At 65.9% G+C, this 22,779-nt stretch carries 13 protein-coding genes and 2 tRNA genes; 5 read left to right on the top strand and 10 right to left on the bottom strand.

Translation table 11 applies throughout. The features are described from left to right. Nucleotides 1-18: 18 nt before the first annotated feature. The 4 genes from HF684_RS16405 to HF684_RS16420 all read right to left on the bottom strand — a co-directional run bounded on the left by HF684_RS16405 (nucleotide 19) and on the right by HF684_RS16420 (nucleotide 3,073). Nucleotides 19-1,266 carry an FAD-dependent oxidoreductase gene (locus HF684_RS16405; RefSeq protein WP_169253344.1) on the bottom strand — a complete coding sequence of 416 codons (1,248 nt, stop codon included), beginning with the start codon at nucleotides 1,264-1,266 and terminating at the stop codon, nucleotides 19-21. Nucleotides 1,267-1,479: 213 nt separating this feature from the next. Continuing rightward, nucleotides 1,480-2,082: an OmpA family protein gene (locus tag HF684_RS16410; RefSeq protein ID WP_169253345.1), complete on the bottom strand. Its 603-nt coding sequence runs from the start codon at nucleotides 2,080-2,082 to the stop codon at nucleotides 1,480-1,482. Continuing rightward, nucleotides 2,079-2,699 carry a hypothetical protein gene (locus HF684_RS16415; RefSeq protein WP_169253346.1) on the bottom strand — a complete coding sequence of 207 codons (621 nt, stop codon included), beginning with the start codon at nucleotides 2,697-2,699 and terminating at the stop codon, nucleotides 2,079-2,081. Before HF684_RS16415 ends, HF684_RS16410 begins: the two co-directional genes overlap by 4 nt. Before the next feature lie 285 nt (nucleotides 2,700-2,984). After that, nucleotides 2,985-3,073: transfer RNA gene (locus HF684_RS16420), tRNA-Ser, on the bottom strand. Nucleotides 3,074-3,448: 375 nt separating this feature from the next. Here HF684_RS16420 and HF684_RS16425 point away from each other — a divergent pair. Beyond that, nucleotides 3,449-5,824 carry an LCP family protein gene (locus tag HF684_RS16425; protein ID WP_248279000.1) on the top strand — a complete coding sequence of 792 codons (2,376 nt, stop codon included), beginning with the start codon at nucleotides 3,449-3,451 and terminating at the stop codon, nucleotides 5,822-5,824. Further along, nucleotides 5,821-8,058, top strand: coding sequence for an FAD/NAD(P)-binding protein (locus HF684_RS16430; RefSeq protein ID WP_169253347.1), 2,238 nt, complete (start codon nucleotides 5,821-5,823; stop codon nucleotides 8,056-8,058). Before HF684_RS16425 ends, HF684_RS16430 begins: the two co-directional genes overlap by 4 nt. 176 nt (nucleotides 8,059-8,234) lie before the next feature. Here the strand turns inward: HF684_RS16430 and HF684_RS16435 are convergent, their stop codons facing one another. Both HF684_RS16435 and HF684_RS16440 read right to left on the bottom strand, forming a co-directional pair. Next, nucleotides 8,235-10,625 carry a YhgE/Pip domain-containing protein gene (locus HF684_RS16435; protein WP_169253348.1) on the bottom strand — a complete coding sequence of 797 codons (2,391 nt, stop codon included), beginning with the start codon at nucleotides 10,623-10,625 and terminating at the stop codon, nucleotides 8,235-8,237. Beyond that, entirely contained in the window at nucleotides 10,622-13,582 is a 2,961-nt protein-coding gene (locus tag HF684_RS16440; RefSeq protein ID WP_169253349.1) for an MMPL family transporter, read from the bottom strand. Before HF684_RS16440 ends, HF684_RS16435 begins: the two co-directional genes overlap by 4 nt. 201 nt (nucleotides 13,583-13,783) lie before the next feature. Here HF684_RS16440 and HF684_RS16445 point away from each other — a divergent pair, with 201 nt between their 5' ends. Continuing rightward, the gene (locus tag HF684_RS16445; RefSeq protein WP_248279001.1) at nucleotides 13,784-14,446 is read left to right on the top strand and encodes a TetR/AcrR family transcriptional regulator; all 663 of its coding nucleotides are present in this window, start codon (nucleotides 13,784-13,786) and stop codon (nucleotides 14,444-14,446) included. Between the two features lie 85 nt (nucleotides 14,447-14,531). Further along, nucleotides 14,532-15,548, top strand: coding sequence for a hypothetical protein (locus HF684_RS16450; RefSeq protein WP_169253350.1), 1,017 nt, complete (start codon nucleotides 14,532-14,534; stop codon nucleotides 15,546-15,548). Nucleotides 15,549-15,563: 15 nt separating this feature from the next. On the opposite strand, the gene HF684_RS16455 is transcribed toward HF684_RS16450, so the two are convergent. Then, complete coding sequence (locus tag HF684_RS16455; RefSeq protein ID WP_169253351.1) at nucleotides 15,564-16,724, bottom strand: C45 family peptidase; 1,161 nt, start codon at nucleotides 16,722-16,724, stop codon at nucleotides 15,564-15,566. A gap of 44 nt (nucleotides 16,725-16,768) precedes the next feature. Next, a complete protein-coding gene (locus HF684_RS16460; protein ID WP_169253352.1) occupies nucleotides 16,769-17,851 on the bottom strand; it encodes an MBL fold metallo-hydrolase in 1,083 nt (360 codons plus the stop codon). Between the two features lie 311 nt (nucleotides 17,852-18,162). Here HF684_RS16460 and HF684_RS16465 point away from each other — a divergent pair, with 311 nt between their 5' ends. After that, nucleotides 18,163-19,599 carry an APC family permease gene (locus tag HF684_RS16465; RefSeq protein WP_169253353.1) on the top strand — a complete coding sequence of 479 codons (1,437 nt, stop codon included), beginning with the start codon at nucleotides 18,163-18,165 and terminating at the stop codon, nucleotides 19,597-19,599. 189 nt (nucleotides 19,600-19,788) lie between these two features. On the opposite strand, the gene HF684_RS16470 is transcribed toward HF684_RS16465, so the two are convergent. After that, nucleotides 19,789-19,876: transfer RNA gene (locus HF684_RS16470), tRNA-Ser, on the bottom strand. 198 nt (nucleotides 19,877-20,074) lie between these two features. Continuing rightward, entirely contained in the window at nucleotides 20,075-22,708 is a 2,634-nt protein-coding gene (locus tag HF684_RS16475) for a hypothetical protein (RefSeq protein ID WP_169253354.1), read from the bottom strand. Nucleotides 22,709-22,779 lie beyond the last annotated feature (71 nt).

The raw sequence follows: 22,779 nt of genomic DNA on the forward strand, positions 1-22,779 counted from the left end.
GATGCCGGCGAGGGTCGATCAGAATCGGTTCGGGGACACCCGGGCGAGCAGGTCGTCGGGCAACGTCGAGCCTCCGTCGGTCATCAGCCCGGCAAGCAGTCGGGCTGATCCCGGTGCCAGGGTCAGGCCGAGCATCGCATGTCCGGAGTTGATGTAGACGTTCGCCACGGAGTCCAGGCGTCCGATGACGGGAAGGCCATCGGGGGTCATGGGGCGCGACCCGGCCCATGGAGCCAGTTCTCCCCGACCGTCGCCCCACTCACGGAAAGCTTCCTGCGCCGCTCGGCGAATCGCGCCGACGCGCACCTCGTTGACGTCGTCGTCCGTGCTTCCGAACTCCATCGTGCCGGCCAATCTGAGCATGCCGTTCAGCGGAGTGACGGCGACGCGCGCATCTTCGAGGGTCAGTGATGTGCGCAGTCGGATCGGGGCCGGTGAGTAGTCGATGCTGTAGCCCTTGCCCGAGCGGATCGGAATGTTCCGGCCGAGCTGCGCGGCCAAGGCGCCGGACGGGACTCCGGCGGAGATGACTAGGGCATCGGCCGTGATGACTTCCGCATCGGAGGTGACGACAGCAGTGACGGACTCGCTGGTGCGGATGAAGCGCTGCACTCGTGTGTGCTCGCGCACGTCGACGCCGAGAGCGGAGAGTTTCGCCAGGAGGCCCGCAGTCAGGGAATCGGGTTCGATCTGTCGGTCGGCGGGGAAGAAGAGACCGTGGCGGATCCGGTCGCTCAGCGCCGGTTCTGCTTCGCGGACTTCGTCATCGTGCAGCCGCTGCGGTCGGTGGCCGGCAGCCTCGAATGCGGGCAGGCTTGCGCAGTGCTCGTCGAAGCGCTCCCGGGTCTCGAAGGCCAGCAGCACACCGCGGTCATGCATCTCGAAATCGATGCCCTGGGTCTGGTATTCGTCGAAGAGGTCGTTCGCGTCCTCGCCGAGGCGCAGGTGCAGTTCCAGCCCGGCGTCGAAGTCACGTGAGTTGCAGTGTGCAGCCATCCGCAGCAGGAACGTGAGATAGCCGGGCGCCAAGGACGGTCGGATCGACAGCGGACTGTCGGGCTTGAGCATCCATCGGATCCCCTGCAGCAGCACCCCGGGGGCAGGCACCGGGGTGCTCTCGGCGATGGCGACCTTCGCGGCGTTGCCGTGGGAGGCACCGGCACCGCAGCGACCTGCTTCGATGACGGTGACGTTGTGCCCACGCAGTGCCAGTTCGTAGGCCGTGGTCAGACCGACCACGCCGCCTCCGATGATGACTGTCTTCATCCGGTTGCCCTCCATTGGTTCCCCGAATCTGCGGTTTCGTCACCTGACCCGAGCCGACGTCACCGAAGCGGCCTTGTGGATGACCATCTGTTGGAAGAGACGCTATGCAGTGCTGTCGGGTTCGTCAATGACTGAATTCTTCAGGCGCTCTTCGAACGCCTGACGAATCGATGAAGTGAGAAGGCGCCCTTCCCGACCGAGCTGAGAACGGGCTCAGTCTTCGTAGCGGATTTCGACGCGGCGGTTCTTCGCCCGGCCTTCGGGGTCGTCCTTGCCGCCCTTCTCATTCGACGCAACGGGCTCGGACTCGCCGAATCCCTTCGCAGTTACGTCGAGGTCCGAGTCCTCGGAGGTGAGCACCTCGGCGACTGCCTTGGCACGGTCTTCGGAGAGCTTTTTGTTGTAGTCGTCGTCGCCTTTGGAGTCCGTATGCCCGCCGACGGTGATCTCCGAGTCGGTCGGCAGGTCCGTGACGAGGTCTTTGATCTTCTTCGTCGCGGTGTCGCTCAGGTCGGACGAGTCGAAGTCGAAGAGGATATCGGTGTCGAGTGTGACCACGGTGTCGCCGCCGCTGGCCTTCGTCGTTTCGACGTCTTCGATTCCCTTCTCCAGATCATGGATCCCCGGTTCGAGTTCGACGATGCTCTTGTCGATCTGCGACAGGTCGGGATCGGTGAAGTCATCCGGCGTCGGGGCATCTCGGTCGGCGATATCCTGCGACGTCACGGAGTCTGCCAACGCGAATGCGGGTGGGCCGACGATGACAATGCCGGCAGCAAGGATCACCGCTGCAGGACCGGCGACTGCCTGCCTCATGAGATCGTCACTCCGGTGACGAGGTTCATTCCGTCGACGACGGAGACCTCGACCTCGTTCACGTCCGGCGGCGGAGCCGCGAAGACAGCGAACGCGTAGTGGGTCTGGCCGGGTTTGAACGTCGTACTCTGGTAGCCGGTCTGCGCTCGATCGACGCTGTACTTGAGCACATGGTGCTTGCGCAGATTCTGCGAGTCGACGAGGAAGGGAGTCCAACTTGCATCGCCGAGGTAGCCGTAGAGATCGTCGCCGTCGTCGTCTTCGTCTGTCTTGTCCGAATTCACGGTGAACGCGAACTGCGCCACGACGGTTTCGCCCTGACGTTTCAGCGGGAACAGCTCGACGGTCATCGTCGCCGTGTCATCGCCCTCGACGGTCGCGGGAATCTCCTGGGAGGCGACAGGATCGGGAAGATCATTCGGGTCGAGGCCGGCCGCCTCGGCGGATCCGGATTCTTCCGTCGATCCTGCGGCCTCACCGGACTCCTGGCCGGTTTCTTGGGTCTCAGCACCCTCGGGGTTCGGGTCCTCTGCGTCGTCTCCGGACGTGCAGGCGGTCATGGTCAGCGCAAGAGCAGCGGCGGCAGCAGACAGAGCCGTCCTGCGGATCAGGGGCATAGCGATGGGAGTTCTCCTCAGTAGTCGCCGGAGCAGCATCTCTGCTGGTGAGCTCCGGTGGCGCGGGGCGGACGGGGATTACCGTACCCCGAACAGGTGAACTTCCACTACATCGAACGTAAGTCGAGACGAACACAGTTCTCAGCACACGCGGGTTCAAAAATCATGCGCCCTGATCCAGATCACCACACATGCATTTTGAAGCCGCTCGTGGGCGGCAATGTCGGAATGAGAAAACCCCCTCGTTCCGCTTGTTCTGGCGGTACGCGGGGGTTTCCCGTTCTGCGGAGCCGGTGGGATTTGAACCCACGGTCCCCCTATTGGAGGACTTCACCTTAGCAGGGTGACGCTTTCGGCCGCTCAGCCACGACTCCATCGGCAATGCGGCGATCCGCTCCGGCGAAATGCCCGGGGACAGACCCTCCAGCACTACGGGATACAGCCTAAGGGAAAGGAGCCATCCAGGGCAAAGCGCAGCCGCAGAGAGTGGGCTTCGTCATAGTCGGGCCGACCGGTGAGCGGCGCGGATCCGGGCCGAACGTCCCCTTTGCACCGCTCCCCCACACCGGAATTCCAGCATTCATCAATGTCCAGGCGTAAAATCGGCGTGATGTGCTTTGCGGTCTGGTCTCGGATCCTCGCAGCAACACCGGTCGGAAAACCGATGGCCGAGGTGTGCCCTGCGCCGGAAACGAGAACGGCGAGCGGGCCGTACTGCACGAGAAGACAGTTTTTGAGGAGTAGACAACTTGCCAGAGTTTCCCCCTGACAAGCGCGGACCGCATGGGAGCGACCCCGATTCCCAGACGACAGGTCGTCGGCTCCGCGCCTCCTCTCGCCCCCGATTCCGCGGCGACACCGCCGCCAGTGACAATGACTCGACACCGCAGTCGAACTCGCCGCAGCAGAATTCTCGGTCGTCGCAGCCTCAGCGCTCGGGCGCCCAGCGCTCGAACTCGCAGGGCACGGACTCACAGCAGCCGACCTCGGCAGTGAACCCTCGCCGGTCCCACACGAGCTCCGATCAGCGCTCGGACCAGAACTCCGATCGGTCAACCGATCCACGATCCGACTATTCGTTCCGCACAAGCTCCCGCTCATCCGGCGAGGCGTCGGACAACCGACTCGGCGACAGCAACCGTGACGCAGGATCATCGTCCCGCTCCCCGCATGCTCCGCCTCCGCGGCCGGTCGCTCCGCGCACGCGGCGCGAAGCCCGCATGCTGCGCGCAGCCGCCGCCAGCGGAGCGTCAGCGGCCGGGGTGGCCGCCGCAGCAAGCTCGAACACCCAGGACGATCCGACCACCAGATCACGGCGCGACTCTGCCCACGATGCCCCGCGCACTTTCGCACAGGACGAATCGGCCGCCTCGGCGGGGGATCCCCGGGAATTCGACCGCACGGACAGCGACACTGACTCCGCTCCGAGGACGCGCCGCGACGCCCGCGAGCGCCACGCAGCCGAATCCCGCGAGGAGAAGCCGACCGGCCACGGACCGGGACGGGCTCGCCGCCATTCTTCCCGCCTCGGTGAGACGTTCCCCAGCCTCGTCGGCTGGACGTCACTGAGCACCCTCCTGCCCGGAGTCGGACTGTTGCGCACGCGCTTCCGGCCCGCCGGACTCATCGTGTTCGGGCTCTTCGTCCTCACTCTGCTCGTCGGGCTGGTCTACCTGCTGGTCAAGGGACCCGTGCGCGCGATCGCCACGATCATCGCCAGCCCCTCGCTGCTGAACTTCCTCGCCATCGCCGCCGTGCTCGTGGCCGTGATCTGGATCCTCGTGATGGTCGTGTCCCACCTGGGGCTGCGACGCGGGCACCGATACCGGCCCTGGCAGAACAAGTTGGCCGGCGTCCTCGTCGTCTCCCTGGCGCTCATCATCGGCATTCCGCTGGGCGTCGGCTCCGTCTTCGCCCGCGTCCAGTCCGACACCGTGGCCAGCCTCTTCGGCGACAGCACCGGCAAGGCCCACAGCGCCGAAGACCTCTGGGCGGACAAGCCCTATATCAACGTCTTCCTCATGGGCCGCGACAACGGCGATGACCGCGAAGGCACTCGTCCCGATACGATGCTCGTGGCCTCCATCGACACGAAGACCGGCAACGCCGCACTCATCTCCGTGCCCCGCAACCTCGCGTTCCCGATCTTCCCCGAAGGCAGCGAACTCGAAAAGGCCTGGCCAGATGGATTCCGGCCCTCTGGCGACTCGTCCGAGGACCTCATCAACGCCGTGTGGCAGTGGGGTGAGCAGAACCCCGACCAGATCGGCAATGCGCACGGACTCGAACCGGGCATGTGGACGACGATGCAGGCCGTCGAAGGCTCCTTGGGCCTCAACCTCGACTATTGGGCATCGGTCGACATGGCCGGATTCGAGGACGTCGTCGACGCCATCGGCGGAGTGAAGATCGATGTCGAACGACCGATCCCGATGGGCGGCGGAAAGTCGATGTCGGGGGTGAAGAACGAAGTCTACGGCTGGGTCGATCCGGGCCCGCAGACGCTCAAGGGCAAGGACGCACTCTGGTACGTCCGCTCCCGCGAAGGCAGCGACAACTACGACCGCATGTGCCGTCAGCAGCGGATGCTCAAGACCACTCTCGAGCAGGTCGACCCGCAGGAGATCGCCACGGCCTATCCGAAGCTCGCGAACTCCGCGACACGGAACATCGCCACGTCGATCCCGCAGAACGAGATCCCCGCGTTCATCGAACTCGCCCTCATGATGCAGAAGGGCGATGTCACCTCGGTGCAGATCAACAATGACGTCACCCCCACCTACAACCCCGACTTCGACGTCCTCCACAAGTGGATCCTCGGCGAGGTCAAGGGTGCATCCGACGGTGAGGAGACCCCGAAGCCGACGAACGACGGCAGCACGTCGCAGGAGTCCGAGGACAGCGCGGATTCGACCGAGGGCGGTTCGGAAGACACCGCCACCGAGGAACCGGCCGATTCTGCGGATGGATCCACGGATGAGGCCGGCGCCGAGGCGGACGCCACCGAAACGACGACGCCGGGTGAGCCCAACGCCGAAGGCAAGTGCTACCCGAAGGGCTACAAGCCCGGTGACGACTTCCCCGGCTACCCCGGACCCAACGGCGGAACCGGCGAGCAGGGGTGAGTCAGGACCGACAGACTCCCGTCCCCGCGGTCGCGATCATCGGTGTCGGACCGCGGGGTCTCACGGTTCTTGAGAGGCTCGTGGCACTGGCGGCGAAGCGCTTCGCCGGCACCACCGAGACCGCGCTGAGCATCCACCTCATCGACCCGTATCCGCCCGGAGCGGGAATCGTGTGGCGCACCGACCAGCCCGAGTCTCTGCTGATGAACACCACCATCGCCGAACAGACCGTCTTCCCCGACTCCAGCTGCACTTTCCTCGGCCCGGACGAAGCACCGGCCGGGCCGTCCATGGCCGAGTGGTACCTGAACAACGGCGGCACCGAACCGCTGCACTCGACCTTCCCCAGCCGCAGCCTCTACGGCCGCTACCTCCGCGATGCGTACCGGCGCATCCGCGCAAGCTCACCGGACTTCGTCGAGATCATCGAGCACCCGACGAAGGCCGAATCCGTCATCGATCTGCCCACCATGGACCTCCCTCAATCGGCTGCTGAGGGGTCACGGGCCACCGTCCCCGAGCAGCTCGTGCGCTGCCAGAACGGCACGACGATCGTCGCCAGCGCCGTCGTCCTGGCCGTCGGTCATATTCCCAGCGCCCAGCCGGAGGAGCGCGCCCGGCTCGCCGCGTTCGCCGAGCTGGGCGGCGGTCTCTACCTGCCGCAGGGTCTGCCCGCGGAAACCCCTGTCACCGAGGTGGCCCCCGGTGAGCGGGTCATCGTCCGCGGCATGGGGCTCAACTACTTCGACCTGCAGACCCTGTTCACTCATGAGCGCGGAGGCCGGTTCGAACCCGAATCCGGCGGCCGGCTGCGCTATGTGCCCAGCGGCGACGAACCGCGCCTGGCGCTGGGATCACGACGCGGAATCCCGTATCGCAGCAAACCCATCTGTCGCGAACATCCTCGGCGGGATTGGCCGCTGCGGTACTTCACAAAGGACAACATCGCGCTGCTGGCCGGCCTCGAGAACCTCGACGGGGAGCGCAAGGCCGGCGCCCGGTTCAATGATCAGCTGTGGCCGCTCATCCTCGCCGACCTGCGCCTGGCGTACTATCACACGCTCTCCCAGGTCCGTCCCGAAGCGTTCACCGATGATCCCGGCCAGCTGCGCGAGGCCATCGGCGAGGCGGTCTCGCGCCACCTGACCCGCCGCACCTGGCAGGAGACCCATCCGCAGCAGGCGGGCGATGCCGGCGCCTCCGAGGCTGGGGCCGCCGCGACCGCTCGTGCCGGGGACGGAGCCGGCGCGGCCACTCGTGCCGGGGACGGGGCCGGCGCGGCAGGGACAGCCGGCGCCGCGAGCACGAGCAGCGTTTCACGATCAGCCGGCGCCGCGACCACCGAGGAGGCCTCCCGCCAGGGCCGCGTCACCCGCGAGGCCTTCGCCTGGTCGGAGATCGAAGAGGCGCTCGTGCCCGATCCCGCCGACCGCATGTCCCTGCACACCCTGCTCAACCCGCTCGAAGGAGAGCTCTTCACCAGCCGTGAACCCGGCGAGCCCGGGTCCCTGCACGAGTGGATGCTCGACTTCCTGCGCACCGACCTACGCAGCTCCCTGGCCGGTCCCACCGGCAGTCCGGAGAAGGCGCTGTTCACCGTGCTGTGGCAGTCCCGACTGCTGCTCAAGGAGTTCATCGTCGCCGGTCACATCGACCGCGTGAGCATCGACATGGAGATCCTCGGCTGGTTCGAGGGCTTCGTCTCCGGCATCTGCGATGGTCCTCCCCCGCAGCGGATCGCCGAACTCATCGCCCTCGCCGAGGCGGGGATCGTATCCTTCATCGGCCCCGATATGCGCATCGAAGAAAACCGGGACGCGCATGGGTTCCCAGCTGAGGCGCAGCGACCGCGGCCGGAGATCTTCACGGTCACCTCGGCGCAGGCCGCCGGAGCGATCACGGGCAGCGTCGTCATCGATGCCGCCTCACCGACGAACTCGGTCTCGCGTGCCGCCGATGTCCTGCTGTACGGAATGCTTGAGCGCGGCCAGCTCACCCCGGCCCGCCTGACCTTGGACGACGGTCGCGAGAAGTTCCTCAACGGGCTCGCCCTCACTCCTCGGCCCTATCGCACGATCGACGTCGAAGGCAATGTCCACCCGCGCCGATTCGCGCTGTCGATCCAGCTGTCGTCGAAGCAGTGGGGGCTGGCGATCGCAGCGAACCCGGGCACGAATGCGGCGACCCTCAATGATTCGCACGCCGCTGCCGAAGCGATCCTCGACCTCCTCTGAGGCCCGGCACGTCTTTGCTGCGCTCCAAACACCGACCACCGAACGCGAACAGCCCAGTCTGAGTTGAATAGCCCATGTTCGAAACAGGGCTATTCAACTCAGACTGGGCTATTCGCAGAGGCGACGTGGCGCGTGGCACCGGGCCGGAAACGTGGCGCCGCGGCCACGAAGCGCGACTACGCCATTTCGAGGGCGGCTTCGGGCTTCGTGGTCCGCGCCCGGACGATGGCCAGCAGCGACATCACGATGCCGATGACCGCCCAGGCCAGCAGTCCACCGTACGCGGCAGCCTGTCCGCTGGTGCCCGCGGCGATCGCGGCGAAGCCGTTCATCGACGGGGTCAGCGGCAGGATCGGCGCCACGAAATCGAAGAACTGCGGCACCGCCCCGATCGTCCGCCCGGCCACGGCCAGCACCACGGCGATGACCGAGAGGAACCTGCCCACTCCTCCGAACCACGCCACAAGAGCGAAGTTCAGGATCATGAACACGATCGCCGAGACGAAGGTGAGCACCGCGATGTCGAAGCCTTGGATCGCGTCGATGTCCATCACGGTGACCGCGAGGATCGAAAGCACGAGCGCCTGCAGCACGCCGACGACGAGGCCGGGCAGCAGTCCGCGCGCCCACACGGCCAGCGAAGACTTCGTTGAGAGCAGTGCCCATGCGGGGATCGGTTTGAGCACCGTGTAGGTGACCAGTCCGCCGATCCACAGGGCAAGCATGATGAGCAGGGCGATCGTCGATCCCGCCAGCACATTCGTCACGCTGTCCGTGTCGGGGGATTCGATATTCGCCGAGGCGACCTTGGCCAAGCGGTCACGTTCCGGTGCCGTGTAGGACGGCACTTCGTCGGCACCGTCCTGGACGCCGTCGGCGAACTTGCTCACGCCCTTCGCGTACTTGCCCGTGCCCTCATCGAGCTTGTCGAGACCGGCAGCCAGCTCTGAGGTGCCGGTCGCGGCTTCGGAGACGCCGTCAGTGTATTTGCCGACGCCGGTGCTGTATTCGCTCAGCCCATCGCTGAGCTGACCGGCACCGTCGGAGAGCTCCGAGGATCCGTCGGCGACCTTGCCGATGCCCTTGGACAGGGCCGGCATACCGTCGGCGAGCTGCTGGTTGCCGTCGGCGACTCCGGCGGCTCCGTCGCGCAGACCCTTCGAGGCCTCGAGCAGCTTCGGAGCGTTCTTCGAGATGTCCTCCATGCCCTTCGTCAGGTCTCCGAGGCCGTCCTCGAGTCCCTTGACGAACTTGGTGACCCCGTCGGAGAGTTCCGATGCGCCCTTGGCGAGTTCATCGGACCCGCCGAGGAGGGACGATCCGTTCTGCTCCTGTTCGAGCCCGTCGACGGCCTTGTTCAGCCCACCCGAGGTGCCGTTCAGCAGCCCCTGCGCATAGGCCTGTTCGATGCCCTGGCAGACCTGGTCGGGAGTGCCGGTCGGGCACATCTGAGCCCGTGCCTGCTCGGCCTCGCCTTCGGTCATGATGCCCGCGGCCACGAGCCCGTCGAGGTCCGGCTTCGTCCCGGCCAGCTGATCGGCTTTGTCGGCACCGTCTTTCAGCCCGTCACGGTACTGGTGCAGTCCGTCGGAGAGGCCGGAGGCCCCCGTGGACACACCGTCGGCGCCCTTCTCGAGCTCCTTGCCGCCCTTCGTGATGTCGCCGAGGCCGCCCTCACCCGAGTCACCGGATCCGGCGAAGCCCTTGATGATCTCGTCGATGGACTTCGTGTACTCGTCGACGCCGTCGGAGAGCTCACCGGAACCGTCGGCCAGCTTCTGCGTGCTCTCGGGCAGCTTCGAGGTCTTCTTGTCGAGCTCGTTCAGCCCCCCGGACATCTCGGAGGCGCCCTTGGACAGATCGCCGGCACCCTTCGACAGCTCCGTGGCTCCGGACTTGAGCTCTCCACCGTTGTCACTGAGCTGCTGCATGCCCTCAGACAGCTCGCCAGCACCTTCGGCGGACTGTCCGGTGCCTTCCTTGAGCTCTTCGGCGCCCTTGTCGAGTTCCCCGGCGGCGTCGCCGAGGTCCTTCATCTGCTCGCCCATCTTGTTGAAGCCGAGGTAGATGTTGTCGAGATAGTTCTCGGTCATCTGCGTGTTGAACGTCGTCCGGGCCACCTCGGCGACGGATCGGGAGATCTGCGTGTCCAGCGCGGGCGCGGTCCCGGACACGTCGACGTCGAGCTGCGTCTGCGTCGCCGACTTCGCATCATCGACCGAGGTCACAGCGCGGGAGAAGCCTTCGGGGATTGTCAGCTTCGCGGCGTAGGTGCCGTCGGACAGCCCGTTCTGCGCATCCTCGTCGTCGGTGATGACCCAGTGGATGTTGTTCTCGTCCTCACCCACCAGGCCGCTGGTCAGCTGCCGGCCGATCGGCACGGTCTTGCCGTCGACCTTCGCCCCGTCGTCGTTGTTGACGATGGCGGCTTCGATGGTCTCGAGACGGTCGCCGCTCTTCCACGTGGCGAGGATGAATCCGGCCGCCACGATGATGGGGATGAGGACCAGGCCGAGGAGGGAGAGCCAGTTGACCGGCTTCTTCGAGTTCGCACGTTCGAGTCTCACGACTGCACACCTTCCATGTTGGTGCTGTCGACGGCGTGGGTGTGATCGCCGTCGGATTCGCTGTCGGTTCCGCCTCGCTCATCGGGTCGAGCCTCGTCGAGGTCGAGGTGGAGGTAGTTCGTTTCGGGGCTGAAGATCCCGGTCACGTCCGCGTCGGGCAGGCCGAGGATGACGGTGGTGCCGTCGGCGATCAGCTGCGGCAGCAGGTCACGCAGGTCTCGCGCCGGTCCGGCCGAGTCCCGTGCTCCGTCCGCGAGCTTCTCCGCGCCGTCGATGACGAGCAGATCCGGCGCCGAGGCGGCCATCCGAGAGATATCGCGCGGACTGATCGTCCGGTCGGCTTCGCCCCGGCTGAGGTCGAGGAAGGGTACCTGGCGGCGGACCCGTCCGGCGTGTTCGGGCAGAACGCTCTGGCCGATCTTCATCTCCCCGGCCGTGAGTCCGACACGGCCGGACACGGCCAGCAGGAGAGCTCGGCGGGCGGTGCCGCTGGCGACGAGGATCTGTCCAGGCAGCAGGGAGATGTCGACGCGGGCGAAGCCGCGGTCACCGGAGTACACGCCGATTCCGCGTCCGTACACCGAAAAGTCCGAGTTCGGTTCCGGCCAGTCGCGCAGAGCCACCTCGTGGGCGAGGCCCTCACCTTCGACGTCGAGGCGCGGCAGGATCCTATCGAGCCACTTCGGCAGCCACCAGGCCTTGTCGCCGAGCAGCTGCATGATGGCCGGCACCAGCGACATGCGCACGAGGAAGGCGTCGACGAAGATACCCGACGCCAGGGCGAGCGCGATCGATTTGATGATCGGTTCGCCGGCGGGCACGAAAGCCGCGAAGACGGAGAACATGATGATCGCCGCGGCCGAGACGACTCGGGCGGAGGACGCGAAGCCGGCCCTGATCGCGTCCTTGGCCGAGGAGCCGTGGACATAGGCCTCCCGCATGCCGGAGACGAGGAACACCTCGTAGTCCATGGCCAGGCCGAAGAGGATGCCCATGACGATGATCGGCAGGAAGCTGATCACCGGCCCGGTCGAGTCGATGCCCAAGGGGGCGGCGAAGAGTCCGTCGTGGAAGACGAGGACGACCGTGCCGAAGGAGGCGAAGACGGACAGGAGGAACCCGCCGGTGGCCTTGATCGGCACCGCGACGGAGCGGAAGACCATCATGAGCAGGATGATGGACAGGCCGACGACGAAGATTCCGAACGGCACGAGAGCCTTTCCGAGCTGGTCGGAGACGTCGATCTGGATAGCGGTCGCACCGGTGACAGCGGTGTCGAAGCCGTAGTCGTCCTCGATCTCCGTGCTCAGGTCCCGCAGCCGATCGACCGTGTCCAGCGTCGCCGGATCGTCGGAGGCGGTGGTCGGAATGATCTGGAAGAGTCCGACGGTCGCGTCGCGGTTCGGGGTGGCCATGATGACCTGTTCGACGCCGTCGACCTTCTCGATGCGCTTCTCGATCTCCTCGACGTCTGCAAGCGGATCGTCACTGGTCACGATCTGACTGGTCATCACCAGCGGCCCGTTGTAGCCGGGGCCGAAGTGTTCGTCGATGAGGTCGTAGGTCGCCCGCGCCGGGGTGCCCTGCTCCTGGTCGCCCGCGGTGGGCAGGGACAGCTGGAGCTGAGTGGCGGGGATCGCGAAGAGCGCGAGCCCGCCGACGATGACGACGATCGTCAGCAGCGGGATCTTCGTGACGACCTTGAGCCATCCGGCGAAGAACTTGTTCATGATCGTCGGCGGGTACGGGTCGCCGCCCTCGGCGCGCGCCTCGTCAGCAATCCTCTCCCGCAGTGCCGGGTCGGCCGCCTCGGCGGGGGTTCCTGTGGAACCGTCGCCCGCCTCGGTGTCGGTCGATGATCCCTGCGCCGAGGCGGCCGTGCCCGCCGTCGCCCGCTGAGCGGCCGCGGCGTAGGCCTTGCGGTAGCGCTTCGTCGGCTTCGGAGTGATCTTGGATTTGGCGAGTCCCAGCAGGGCGGGGACCATCGTCAGGGAGATCATCACGGCCACGGCGACGGAGCCGGAGGCGCCGATGCCCATGATCGTGAGGAAGGGGATTCCGGCCAGAGACAGGCCGAGGAGTGCGATCATCACGGTCATGCCCGCGAAGACGACTGCCGATCCGGCGGTCGCGACGGCGCGTCCGGTCGCCTCGACGGGGTCGTGGCCCTCGGCGAGGAGGTCGCGGGCACGGGAGACGATGAAGAGGGCGTAGTCGATGCCCACGGCCAGACCGAGCATGAGCGCGAGCATGATCGACGAGGAGTTGATCGTCGCGAACGCGGTGGCCCCGACGATGAGGAGGACGGAGATGCCGACGCCGATGAGCGCGGTGATCAGCGGCATTCCCGCGGCACGGAAGGAACCGAGGGTGAGCAGGAGGACGATGAAGGCGATGACGACGCCGATGCCTTCGACCCAGGAGATCTCGACACCGGTGATCTGGAAGAGTTCGCCGCCGCCTTCGACCTGCGCTCCTGGCAGGTCGTCGCGCAGCGGGTCGAGGGCGTCGATGAGGTTGTCGCCGGCGTCCTCGCCGACGTCCTGCTGAGTGCCGTCGTACTGGACGGAGATCATCGCCGCCGTCTCGTCCTTGCTGATGGCGCCCTCGACGAGGTCGGAGTACGGGGAGGTCACCGTGTCGACGTGCGGGAGGTCCTCGATGCGGTCGATCTCGTCTTCGATCGCGTCCTTGTACTTGGCATCCTCAACCGAATCGCCGTCATCGGCGACAACGATCACCGAGGCGGAGACACCGGCGGCTTCGGGGAACGTCGACTTCATCGAGTCGAGAGCGGTCTGCGCCTCCGAACCCGGGAGCGTGAAGTCGTTGTCGAAGTCCTTGGAGAAGGCGGCGACTCCGGCACCGACGAGGACGAAGATCAGCAGCCACGCGGCGATGAATCGCCACGGGGTCCGATACGCACGACGCCCCAGGGCGTAGAGGAAAGTTGACACGAAAACCTCGATACAAAAGTGTATTGGATACAGTATTGTATTATTGTGCAATACCCACCCTCCATGCAAATGGATCCCAGGTTGAGCGATGATTCTCATGAGATGCTCAGCCGCCCCGACCTCCGACCCTCCTGCGGCCGGCTCTGACGCCGGCACGGCAGACTGCACCATTCGGCCATCGCCGACCCCCACTTCAACGAAATGACGATGAACACAGACGAACTCAGTCCGCGCAGACGCCAGACCCGATCCACCCTCGTGCAGGCCGGCACCTCGGTCTTCGCCGTGCGCGGCATCGACGGCGCCTCGATCGAAGAGATCTGCGAGGCCGGAGGCCTGACCCGCGGGGCGTTCTATTCGAACTTCTCCAGCCGTGACGATCTGGTGCTCGCGATCATCGAGATGCGAATCTCGGAGAATCTCGATCGCCTCGATGCCACGATCCAGCGGTGGTCCGAGCAGCTCATGGCCACTGCCGAGGCACCGGAGATCAAAGCCCTGATGACGCAGTTCATCGACGATGTCTTCAATGAGAAGAAGCAGACCGTGGCCGAGACGATCACGGAACAGGAGATCGAGCTCTACTGCCTGCGGGTCCCGCATCTCCATGCGCGCTATGTCGAGCTCAACGCCACTCAGCTCGACCGGCTGGCCGCCCTCGTGACCACGGCCCTCGACGTCGCCGGGGCGACGACGAAGCAGCCGATCGGCGACTTCCTCACCGTCATCATCTCCGTATTCAACCGGATCGCCCTGTCTGCCGCGGCCGGCAAGGCGATGGACGAGCACGTTGACATCGATCCGAGCCTCATCGTCGAGGTTCTCATGCACCTCATCGACTTCTGCCCCGACAGCGACAGCTGAGCCGGCCGCCCTCGCCAAGGGATTGATCGCACCGGGCGAACGGCACAGACTCGACGCTGCGGCTCAAGGCACTAAGGTGGTGCCCGTGAACGAACTCCAGCGCGAATTCTCTGCTTTCATCAACAATATGGACGTCCGCCTCGGCGCGTTCGTCCTCGCCGACCTCCCCGAAACCTTCGAGAAGGAGGACGGGGAGACCGTGAAGTTCCCGAAGGACTTCGGGCCGAAATCTTTGCCGATGCTCGAACTCTTCGTGCTCTCGAAGTTCCCGACCACCGAAGAGATCCTCAAGCCGGAGCACCGTCGCTTCTTCGAAGGACTCATCCGCTACCTCGGCGAAACCTATCTGCGGGCGATCGGCGGGGTCTGGGACCACGACGAGTCGACGAGCAACGGGATGCCGTTCATCCGCCCCGACAACGCCGACGGCCCGGCCGCCGGTGAACCGATCCCGCTGGTGGGAATCGTGCTGGCCGCCGTCGATCAGCGCAGCGCCGAAGTCTTCACTGCCGTGCTCGACAAGGCACGGGAGCTCCTCGGCGGGGACGGCCGACCGCATCGCAAGTGCACCGGGCTCTCCCTCGGTGTGCTCAATGCCGAGAACTCGAGCGAGGAGGAGGTCGAATTCCTCACCCGTTTCATCGGCACCGTCGAACCGGGCATCGCGGCCTGGACGCAGGAGCAGGCCGATCCGAGTTCGTGGGGATTCGACCGGGAGAGCCTCGCCCGTCTGGGCAAGCAGGTCGCGGTCCGCTACGACGGTCCCGACGACATGATCGCCGAGGACGAGACCCCCTTCACCGCCGGCGCCATGCGCTTCATCGGTGAGACGGTGCGCCGCATCGCCTTCGGTCAGTGGCGCTACGGCGCCGGGCTCGAAGCCGATGATCCGCGCAGCAAGCAGCCGTTCATCCGCTTCGTCATCGGCGACCAGAACCTCGACCTCGTGCCGTGGCGGCTGATCCAGGCCGCACTGGAGGACGACGATGCGATCGCGTCGGCCCTCGACGCAGTCATCGAGATGCGCGAGCAGGAAGCCGCCGAGGCGGACGAGAGTTCCGATGATTCCGCCAGTGCGACGGACGGAGCAGACGAGGACTGAGCGACCGCCGCCGGTTCAGAGCTGGAAGCGGCGGTTTCCGTGCAGACCGTCGGCCGGTGACCCGGGGGCGAGGTCGATCTGCTTGCGAGCGGGATCGATGCGCACGCTCACGAGTGTGGCCGAACGATTCCCGTAGGTGGCACCGGGCGCCGGAGTGCAGCACACGGGCGCCTCTCCCGGTCCCGTCGTCAGCAGCTTCGTCAGGTCTCCGACCGTGACGGCTGCCGGTTCTGCAGCGTCACCGGACGAGGCGGCACGTTCGGCTTCGAAGCGCACGACCGCCTCGGCGAGGTGACGGTACCGTTCCTGCGAGGTCGAATCGGGGCGCAGCTCGAGCGCACCGTCGAGCAGATCCGGGTGCAGGAAATGGTTCGTGTGGAGGAGGAATCCGGACTCCCCCGTCTCCCCGTCGGCCCCGCGAGCCGCTCGCGCCCGCCGTTCGCGCTTGAGTGCACCGGCGATCTCCACCTGGACGGCCGCCTCGGCGGTGATGACGGTGATGACCGACGACGAAGACGTCGGCGCCGAGCCGATGATCTCGAGCGCCTCGGTGAGGGTGCCGGCTTCGGCCAGGACCCGTGCGAGGATCATGTGGATGGGCACTCCCCCGGCCTCGTCGCCGGCGTGCTTGAGGATGTTGAGCAGGACTCCGACGCCGGCCTCGTTGAGACCGATCTTGCCGAGCATTCCGAACTCGGCGATGCCCACATGCCGGTGCTGCCCGGGCACGGAACCGACGTCATTGAAGTGCCACAGTGTGGAGAAGTCCGCCGCCCAATCCCAGTTCTGCGCGGCTACGGATGCCCCCGGGCCGGTGTGACTCACTGTCGAGCATTCTGTCGGCGCGGCCGCCGCCTGGGTCATGATCTCGGTGCGGGCGATGATCTCCATGAGCTCGGTGACGGCGATTCCGGCCCCGGCGGCGACGGCTTCGACCTCCTCGGCGCCGGTCGGCCACCACACCTGCAGCTGCCGCCAACTCGACACAGCCGCGGACTCCACGGCCGCCTCGGTGATGGACAGGTGCGAGAAGTAGCGCCGATACGCGTCCAGGGTGGACGCGATTCCCGTGCGCAGCTCCTGGCCACGGCGGTGACCGCGCTCGATATGGTCGTTCGCGCGGACGGCGAAGGTCACGGGCCGCACCTCGGCGGCGGGGACGAATTCGGTGCTCATACTGGTTCCTCCCTGCTGTCCCTCTTCTGACGACCGAGCCCGGCTCAGTCTCTGCCGACGAGCGAGCCGACGCCGATGTCGATACCGAGATAATGCATGTGCGCGGCGGTTTCGGCAAGGGCGGCGAAGAGGTTGAAGTTGTGCAGACTCTCGAAGCCGCGAGACCAGTGCAGGCCCGCCGCGATCGAGTAGACGCTGTGGTCGTCGGTGGCCTCCATGCGGGCGCGGATCTCACCGAGTCGTTCGTGGTGGTGCTCGACGAGTTCGACCTTGCGGTCGTGGAGACCGGTGAAACGGAAGCCGTGGGCCGGCAGCACCGCCACGTCCTCGGCGAGCCCGCCGATCTTCTCCAGAGACCGCAGATAGTCGCCGAGGCTGTGCGTGATCGCTCCGGAATCGAGGCCGATGTTCGGGGTGATCGTCGGCAGCACGTGGTCGCCGGAGAAGAACAGTTTGTCCTCGTCGCGGACGAACGCTGAGTGCCCGTAGGTGTGTCCGGGCGTCCACATAGCTGTTACCCGGCCCTCGTCGAGAGGGAGTTCGGCGCAGTCGTCGAGGACGTGGATGTTCTCCGGCAGTCGACTCATGGCCTGTCTGTACAGGCTCATCGAGTCGCTCTTGCTTCCGCCCTTGCTCGATCCGACCTGCAGGCTTTCGACTTCGGCCCACCGGTTCTCGGGGACTCCGTAGGCGCGGGCGATGTTGAGGTTGGGGTCGATGCCGGTGCCGAGGTCGACGGTGTTGGTGTAGAAGCGTTTGATCGCGCGCAGGTCCTCGCCGTGCATGGCAACCCAGGCGTCGGGGTTCTTCGCGAGCAGTGCGGGCACGAGCCCGATGTGGTCGCGGTGATAGTGAGTGATCGCGATTCCGTGGATATCGGCGACCGTGAAGCCGAGGTCGGCCAGCGCCGAGGTGAGCGCCAGGTACTGATCCTTGCCGTCCCAGCCCGGGTCGATGAGGACGACGCCGGAACCGTCGGCGATGGCGTAGCAGTAGGTGTAGACGAGTGGGTTGTTCGGAATCGGGACCGGCAGGGCCCAGACTCCCTCGGCGACCTGTTCGACAGGAGGCAGGACGCGATCCTTCCACGCCGCCGACTGCTGGGGACTGAGTGTTTCGATCGCCATACTTCTCTCACATCTCTCGTGGGGGCCACATTGTCCGTTGACTGCAATCTACTCTGTTTCGCGTCGGCACTGACAGTTCGTTCGATCACCGGACATGCCGGTTTCTGTCGGGACTACCGATATCGTCGTTGATTTGACGTTTTTCATCGAAAACGTTGCATTTTGGCACTGATACTCGGGGGAATCCTCGGCGAAGGTTTCGCTTTCAGTGCTTTGGGCGTTAAGATCATGACGCACATCACTTCCGGGCCGGTCATCGATGGCGACGTCGACGGCCCGGTGGGCGGCAAATCTCATTGGGGAGGATTGATATGGCTGCCTCTGGCTCACTGAAGCGCAACCTCGGGCTGTGGTCCATCGTCGGACTCGGGCTCGGGTATATGACGCCGACGGTCGTCTTCGACACCTTCGGAATCGTCTCGGAGCAGACGAATGGAGCTGTTCCGGCGGCGTATCTCGTTGCTCTCATCGTCATGATCTTCACGGCTTTCAGCTACGGCAAGATGGTCAAGGTCTTCCCCACCGCGGGTTCGGCCTATACCTACACGCGCGAGACGATGTCACCGGCGCTCGGCTTCCTCGTCGGGTGGACGTCGCTGATGGACTATCTGCTGCTGCCGATGGTCAACTGCCTCATCATCCGGCTCTACATGGAGTCGATGGTGCCCGATGCGCCTGCGTGGGTGTGGGTCGTCGTCTATACGATCGTCATGACCGGCATCGTGCTGTCCTCGATGCGGGGCACCGCGAACATCAACGGCATCCTCCTCGTCTTCGCGGTCGTCCTCGTCGCCACCTTCTGCGTGCTCGCCGTTATGCAGCTCAACGCCGGCGAAGGGGCAGGAGTCGTGTTCAGTCCGGAGCCGTTCATCCATGAGGGCGTCCACCTCGGCGCGGTCCTCACCGGTGCGACCGTCGTGTGCTTCTCGTTCATCGGCTTCGACGCCGTGACGATGTACACGAACGAAGCCAAGCACGTCAGCCTCATGCCGAAAGCGATCATGCTCACCGTTCTCGCGGGCGGCCTCATCTTCCTCGTCGCCGGCTACTTCGCACAGCTGCTCTTCCCCGACAATTCGCAGTTCACCATCGTCGACGATCCGCTGCCGGAGATCGGCATGATCACCGGCGGCCACCTGTTCCAACTCTTCTTCGTCGCCGCGGCATTCGCTGCGACCGTCGCCTCGGGGCTGGCCTCGCACGCGTCGGTGTCACGAATGATGCTCGTCATGGGCCGCAACGGCGTGCTGCCGCGCACGGCTTTCGGATACATCAACCCGAAGACGCACACCCCGGTGTTCAATATCGTGCTCGTGGGTGCGGTGTGCCTGCTGGCGATGTCGTTCAGCCTCGAGCTCATCTCCGCGCTCATCAACTTCGGTGCGCTCATCGCCTTCACATTCGTCAACCTCACGGTCATCGCTCACTATGCGTTCCGGACCAGGCAGGTCAAGGACTTCAAGTCGGCGTTCAGCTTCGTCGTCATGCCGGCGATCGGTGCGATCCTCACAGGAATCCTGTGGGCGAGCCTGCACGGGACCGCACTCATCGGCGGCCTGGTGTGGCTGGCGATCGGTATCGTGTACCTAGCCGTGCTGACCCGCGGGTTCAAACGTTCGGTGCGCAGCTTCGACGACCCCGAGGCCGATGCCGAGATGTCCGAACCCGAGGTGCCCGAGGCCGGCGAAGGAGCTGGGACGCACGCTGGTTCCAGCGGTCCCGAACCGGGAGCGCCGGTCCGCGACTGACCCTTCGCTCGGCGCGCGCTACCGGCCGGATGGCGTGCAAGAGCGGCCTCAAAATTCATATGCGGTGATCTTGATCAGGGCGTATGAATTTCGAAGCCGCGGGTGCTGGCGCGGCCGAATCGCGGGCATGTGAAAGCCCCCCGAACTCTTCGCTGTTGACGATGAGTTCGGGGGGGGCTCTTCACTGGGCGGAAGCGGTGGGATTCGAACCCACGGTGCGGGGTTGCCGCACAACGGTTTTCAAGACCGTCTCCTTCGGCCGCTCGGACACGCTTCCCTCGGTTCTTCCATGACTGCGACAGAGATGGAGCGAACCCGGCCTGCTCGACGCGAGGTCGAGCCACCATAGTTTCTCACAACCGCAACAGCATCTGCCAATTGGCCGTTTCGCGCAGGGACTTCACCGGAGCGGGCACGCACGGACTTCACCGGAGCGGGCACGACCGGCATCGAGGCGACGAGTCCGCGGAGGCGGTCAGTCCTTCTTGCGCTTCTTCATCCGGTTCCGCTTGCGTTCGGTGCCCAAAAGGTCATCGAACACGGAACCGCTGGACGATTTCGAATCGTCGCCGGACCGGTCTTTCGAGCCCGCGGACCGTGCCCCAGCGTCACTGAGTTTCGGCTGAGTCTCAGCGTCGCTGCGGTTCTGGTCCGATCGGTCGGACAGCGGTTCGCCGAATGTTCCGCGGTCGCTGCCAGAGTTCTGCGAACGCTCGCTCCATGTGTGACCGAGCTTCGGTGCGTCCTTGGGCTTGGCCGGCTGCGATTCGTGTCCGGTGCTGTCGGCGTCCTCCGAGGTGGCGCCGCGCGCCGCGAACGAGGCCGGGACTCGTCGGACCGGAGCTTCCGGTTCTTCCTCGTCGACGAACTCTTCGTCTTCAACCGGGGCTGGAGCCGCTTCGAGTGCATCGCCCTGGGACGGGACGACGGTGGAGTCCTCGACATCGTCGATGTCGGGATCCGCCACCGCGTCAACGGTGTTCTCCGCGGTATCGGCGACTTCGACTTCATCGGCTTCGGGCTCTGCCGCAGGATCTGCGTCGGCCGCGCTCTCCATGCCGGACGACTCAGCAACTTCGGAATCTGCCGTGGCCGCTTCGTCCGCTCCCCTCGTCGCAACTGGTTTGTCAGTGCCGCTCGCTGCACCCGGCTCTTCGGAGCCCGATTCTTCGGAGTCCGAGTCCTCAGCGTCCGAGTCCTCGGCGTCCGAGCTCGCGATCGCGGCCGCAACGGCGCCGGAGGTTCCGCGGGGTGCCGCAGCGACCGATTCAGAATCGGCAGCGGTCGACTCGTCGGCAGGTGGAGCCACGGCGAACGAGTCGCTCGACTCAGCCTCCGTGTCCGAGCCCTCGGCGGCCGCATCCGAGTCCTCGGCACCAGCAGCACCGGCTGCGTCGCCGGATGCAGCTGAGCCCTCGGCTGCCTCGGACTCCGTCTCGCCGGATTCGGCCCAGCTGGGACGGGTCTCGGCGGCCTCCTCGGTGCGGGACGGCTTGCCCTTGAGTACGAGGGTGAGCGTCGCCAGCGGCACGGACAGCCAGTTCGGGCGGTTGCGCAGCTCGGTGACGACCTCAACGAGAAGCCGGTCGACCAGCGCTGCTCGCAGCACGGGATCGCTCAGCCCGATGCTGTCGCCGCGTGCCCGCGAATATCCGGACAGCAGCGAGTTCTGCACCTGCGAGGCCCAGAGGTATTCGGGCGAATCGAAGATCGCGCGCAACGCCCCCGGATCATTGCCGAAGCCGCTGACGACCAGCGAGCCGTCTTCGGAGTCCAGCGCGTCGGTGCGCTGGAGACGAGCGAATCCGGCGGCGTAGTCGATGCTGCGCAGCAGAGCCACGAGGTCGAAGGCGGCCGGCTTGGGATCCGAATTCGTCGAGTCCGTGAACTTCACGACCGAATAGCCGTCGGTCGACGAGCTGACCACATGGTCGAGCGTCAGCTCGCCGTGGATCTTCTGCAGGGTGCCGATGGTCTCGAGTCCCTGCAGCTTGGCACGGTGGCCGCGCAGCTCCGGCACCAGCGAATCCAGGGCCAGAGGAGCCCGACCCAGCGCCCAATCGATGCGTTCGACCCACTTCTGCACGAGCTGCTTCGTCGGTTCGCCGGCGCCTTCGACGACACCGAACTCAGCGGCCATGTCGGTGTGGAGTTCACCGATGCGCCGCCCCATCTCCGCGGCGTGGGCGTTGTAGGCCCCGATCGAACCGGAGTCGACGGCGCACACCGTGTTCACGGCCTCGCGCCAGGCGGGTTCGGCATCGACATCGACGTGGGAGAGCAGCGCCATCGGCGCCTCCATCTCCTGGACTTCGAACATGTCGTACCAGCGGCCCGAGCCCCATCCGATGACCTCGGGCACGCTGCGCGACCCCGCCTCGGTGAGGAGGACGGGGATCGTCAGCGAAGACGGCATTCCGTTCTCGAGGACGCGGAAGAACGAGAGCTCCATCGGCTCGTATTCGTCGTGGATGATGACGGTCGACTTGTGCTGGCCGGAGTCCGAGACCTCGATCGGGCGGATCTCGACGGGCATGACGTCCTCCGCCCCCACCGTGAGGTCACCGATCGACGGCTTCGGCGGGACCGCCTCGGCGGCGGTGTTCGTCGATCCATTCGCCGAGGCGGCCGCCCCGTTCGCGGTTACCGGGAACGGCATCGGCGCACGGTCCCGAGCCTCGGTCTTCTCCTGGCTGTGGCGCAGGGACTCGGTGGACAGCTGCCCGCCGTCGAAGACCTTGCGCTTCGTGATCGCGTCGGCCATGAGGTTGACGAAGACGGGATCGGCTGCGCCGTCGTAGACGTAGACGGTGCCGAGCGCGAGGTCGTCGACGCGGCCGATGAGGGCGTGGCGCAGGTGCATGTCCTCGGCACCGCGCAGGGTCAGGGGGATGTTGAGGCGACGCAGGGTGGGGCCGTCGCCGACGGAGATGACGGTCACGAGACCCGCAAAACCACCGAGCTCCTCGGCGGTGTAAGTGAACGCACGGGCCACCGACATGGGGGTGATGTCGGGGTCGGTCCCGAAATCTGCTGCGAGCTTGGGGAACCACGGCTGTCGGGGTATCCAGCTGGCTAACAGTTGTTCGAGCTCACTGCTGATGGCCATGACGTCTCCTAGAAGGGATTACGGGCATCCTCCATCCAATCATGATATGGGGTATTCACGGTCCAGGGCGC

It is taken from the genome of Brevibacterium sp. 'Marine', assembly GCF_012844365.1.
Taxonomy (GTDB): domain Bacteria; phylum Actinomycetota; class Actinomycetes; order Actinomycetales; family Brevibacteriaceae; genus Brevibacterium.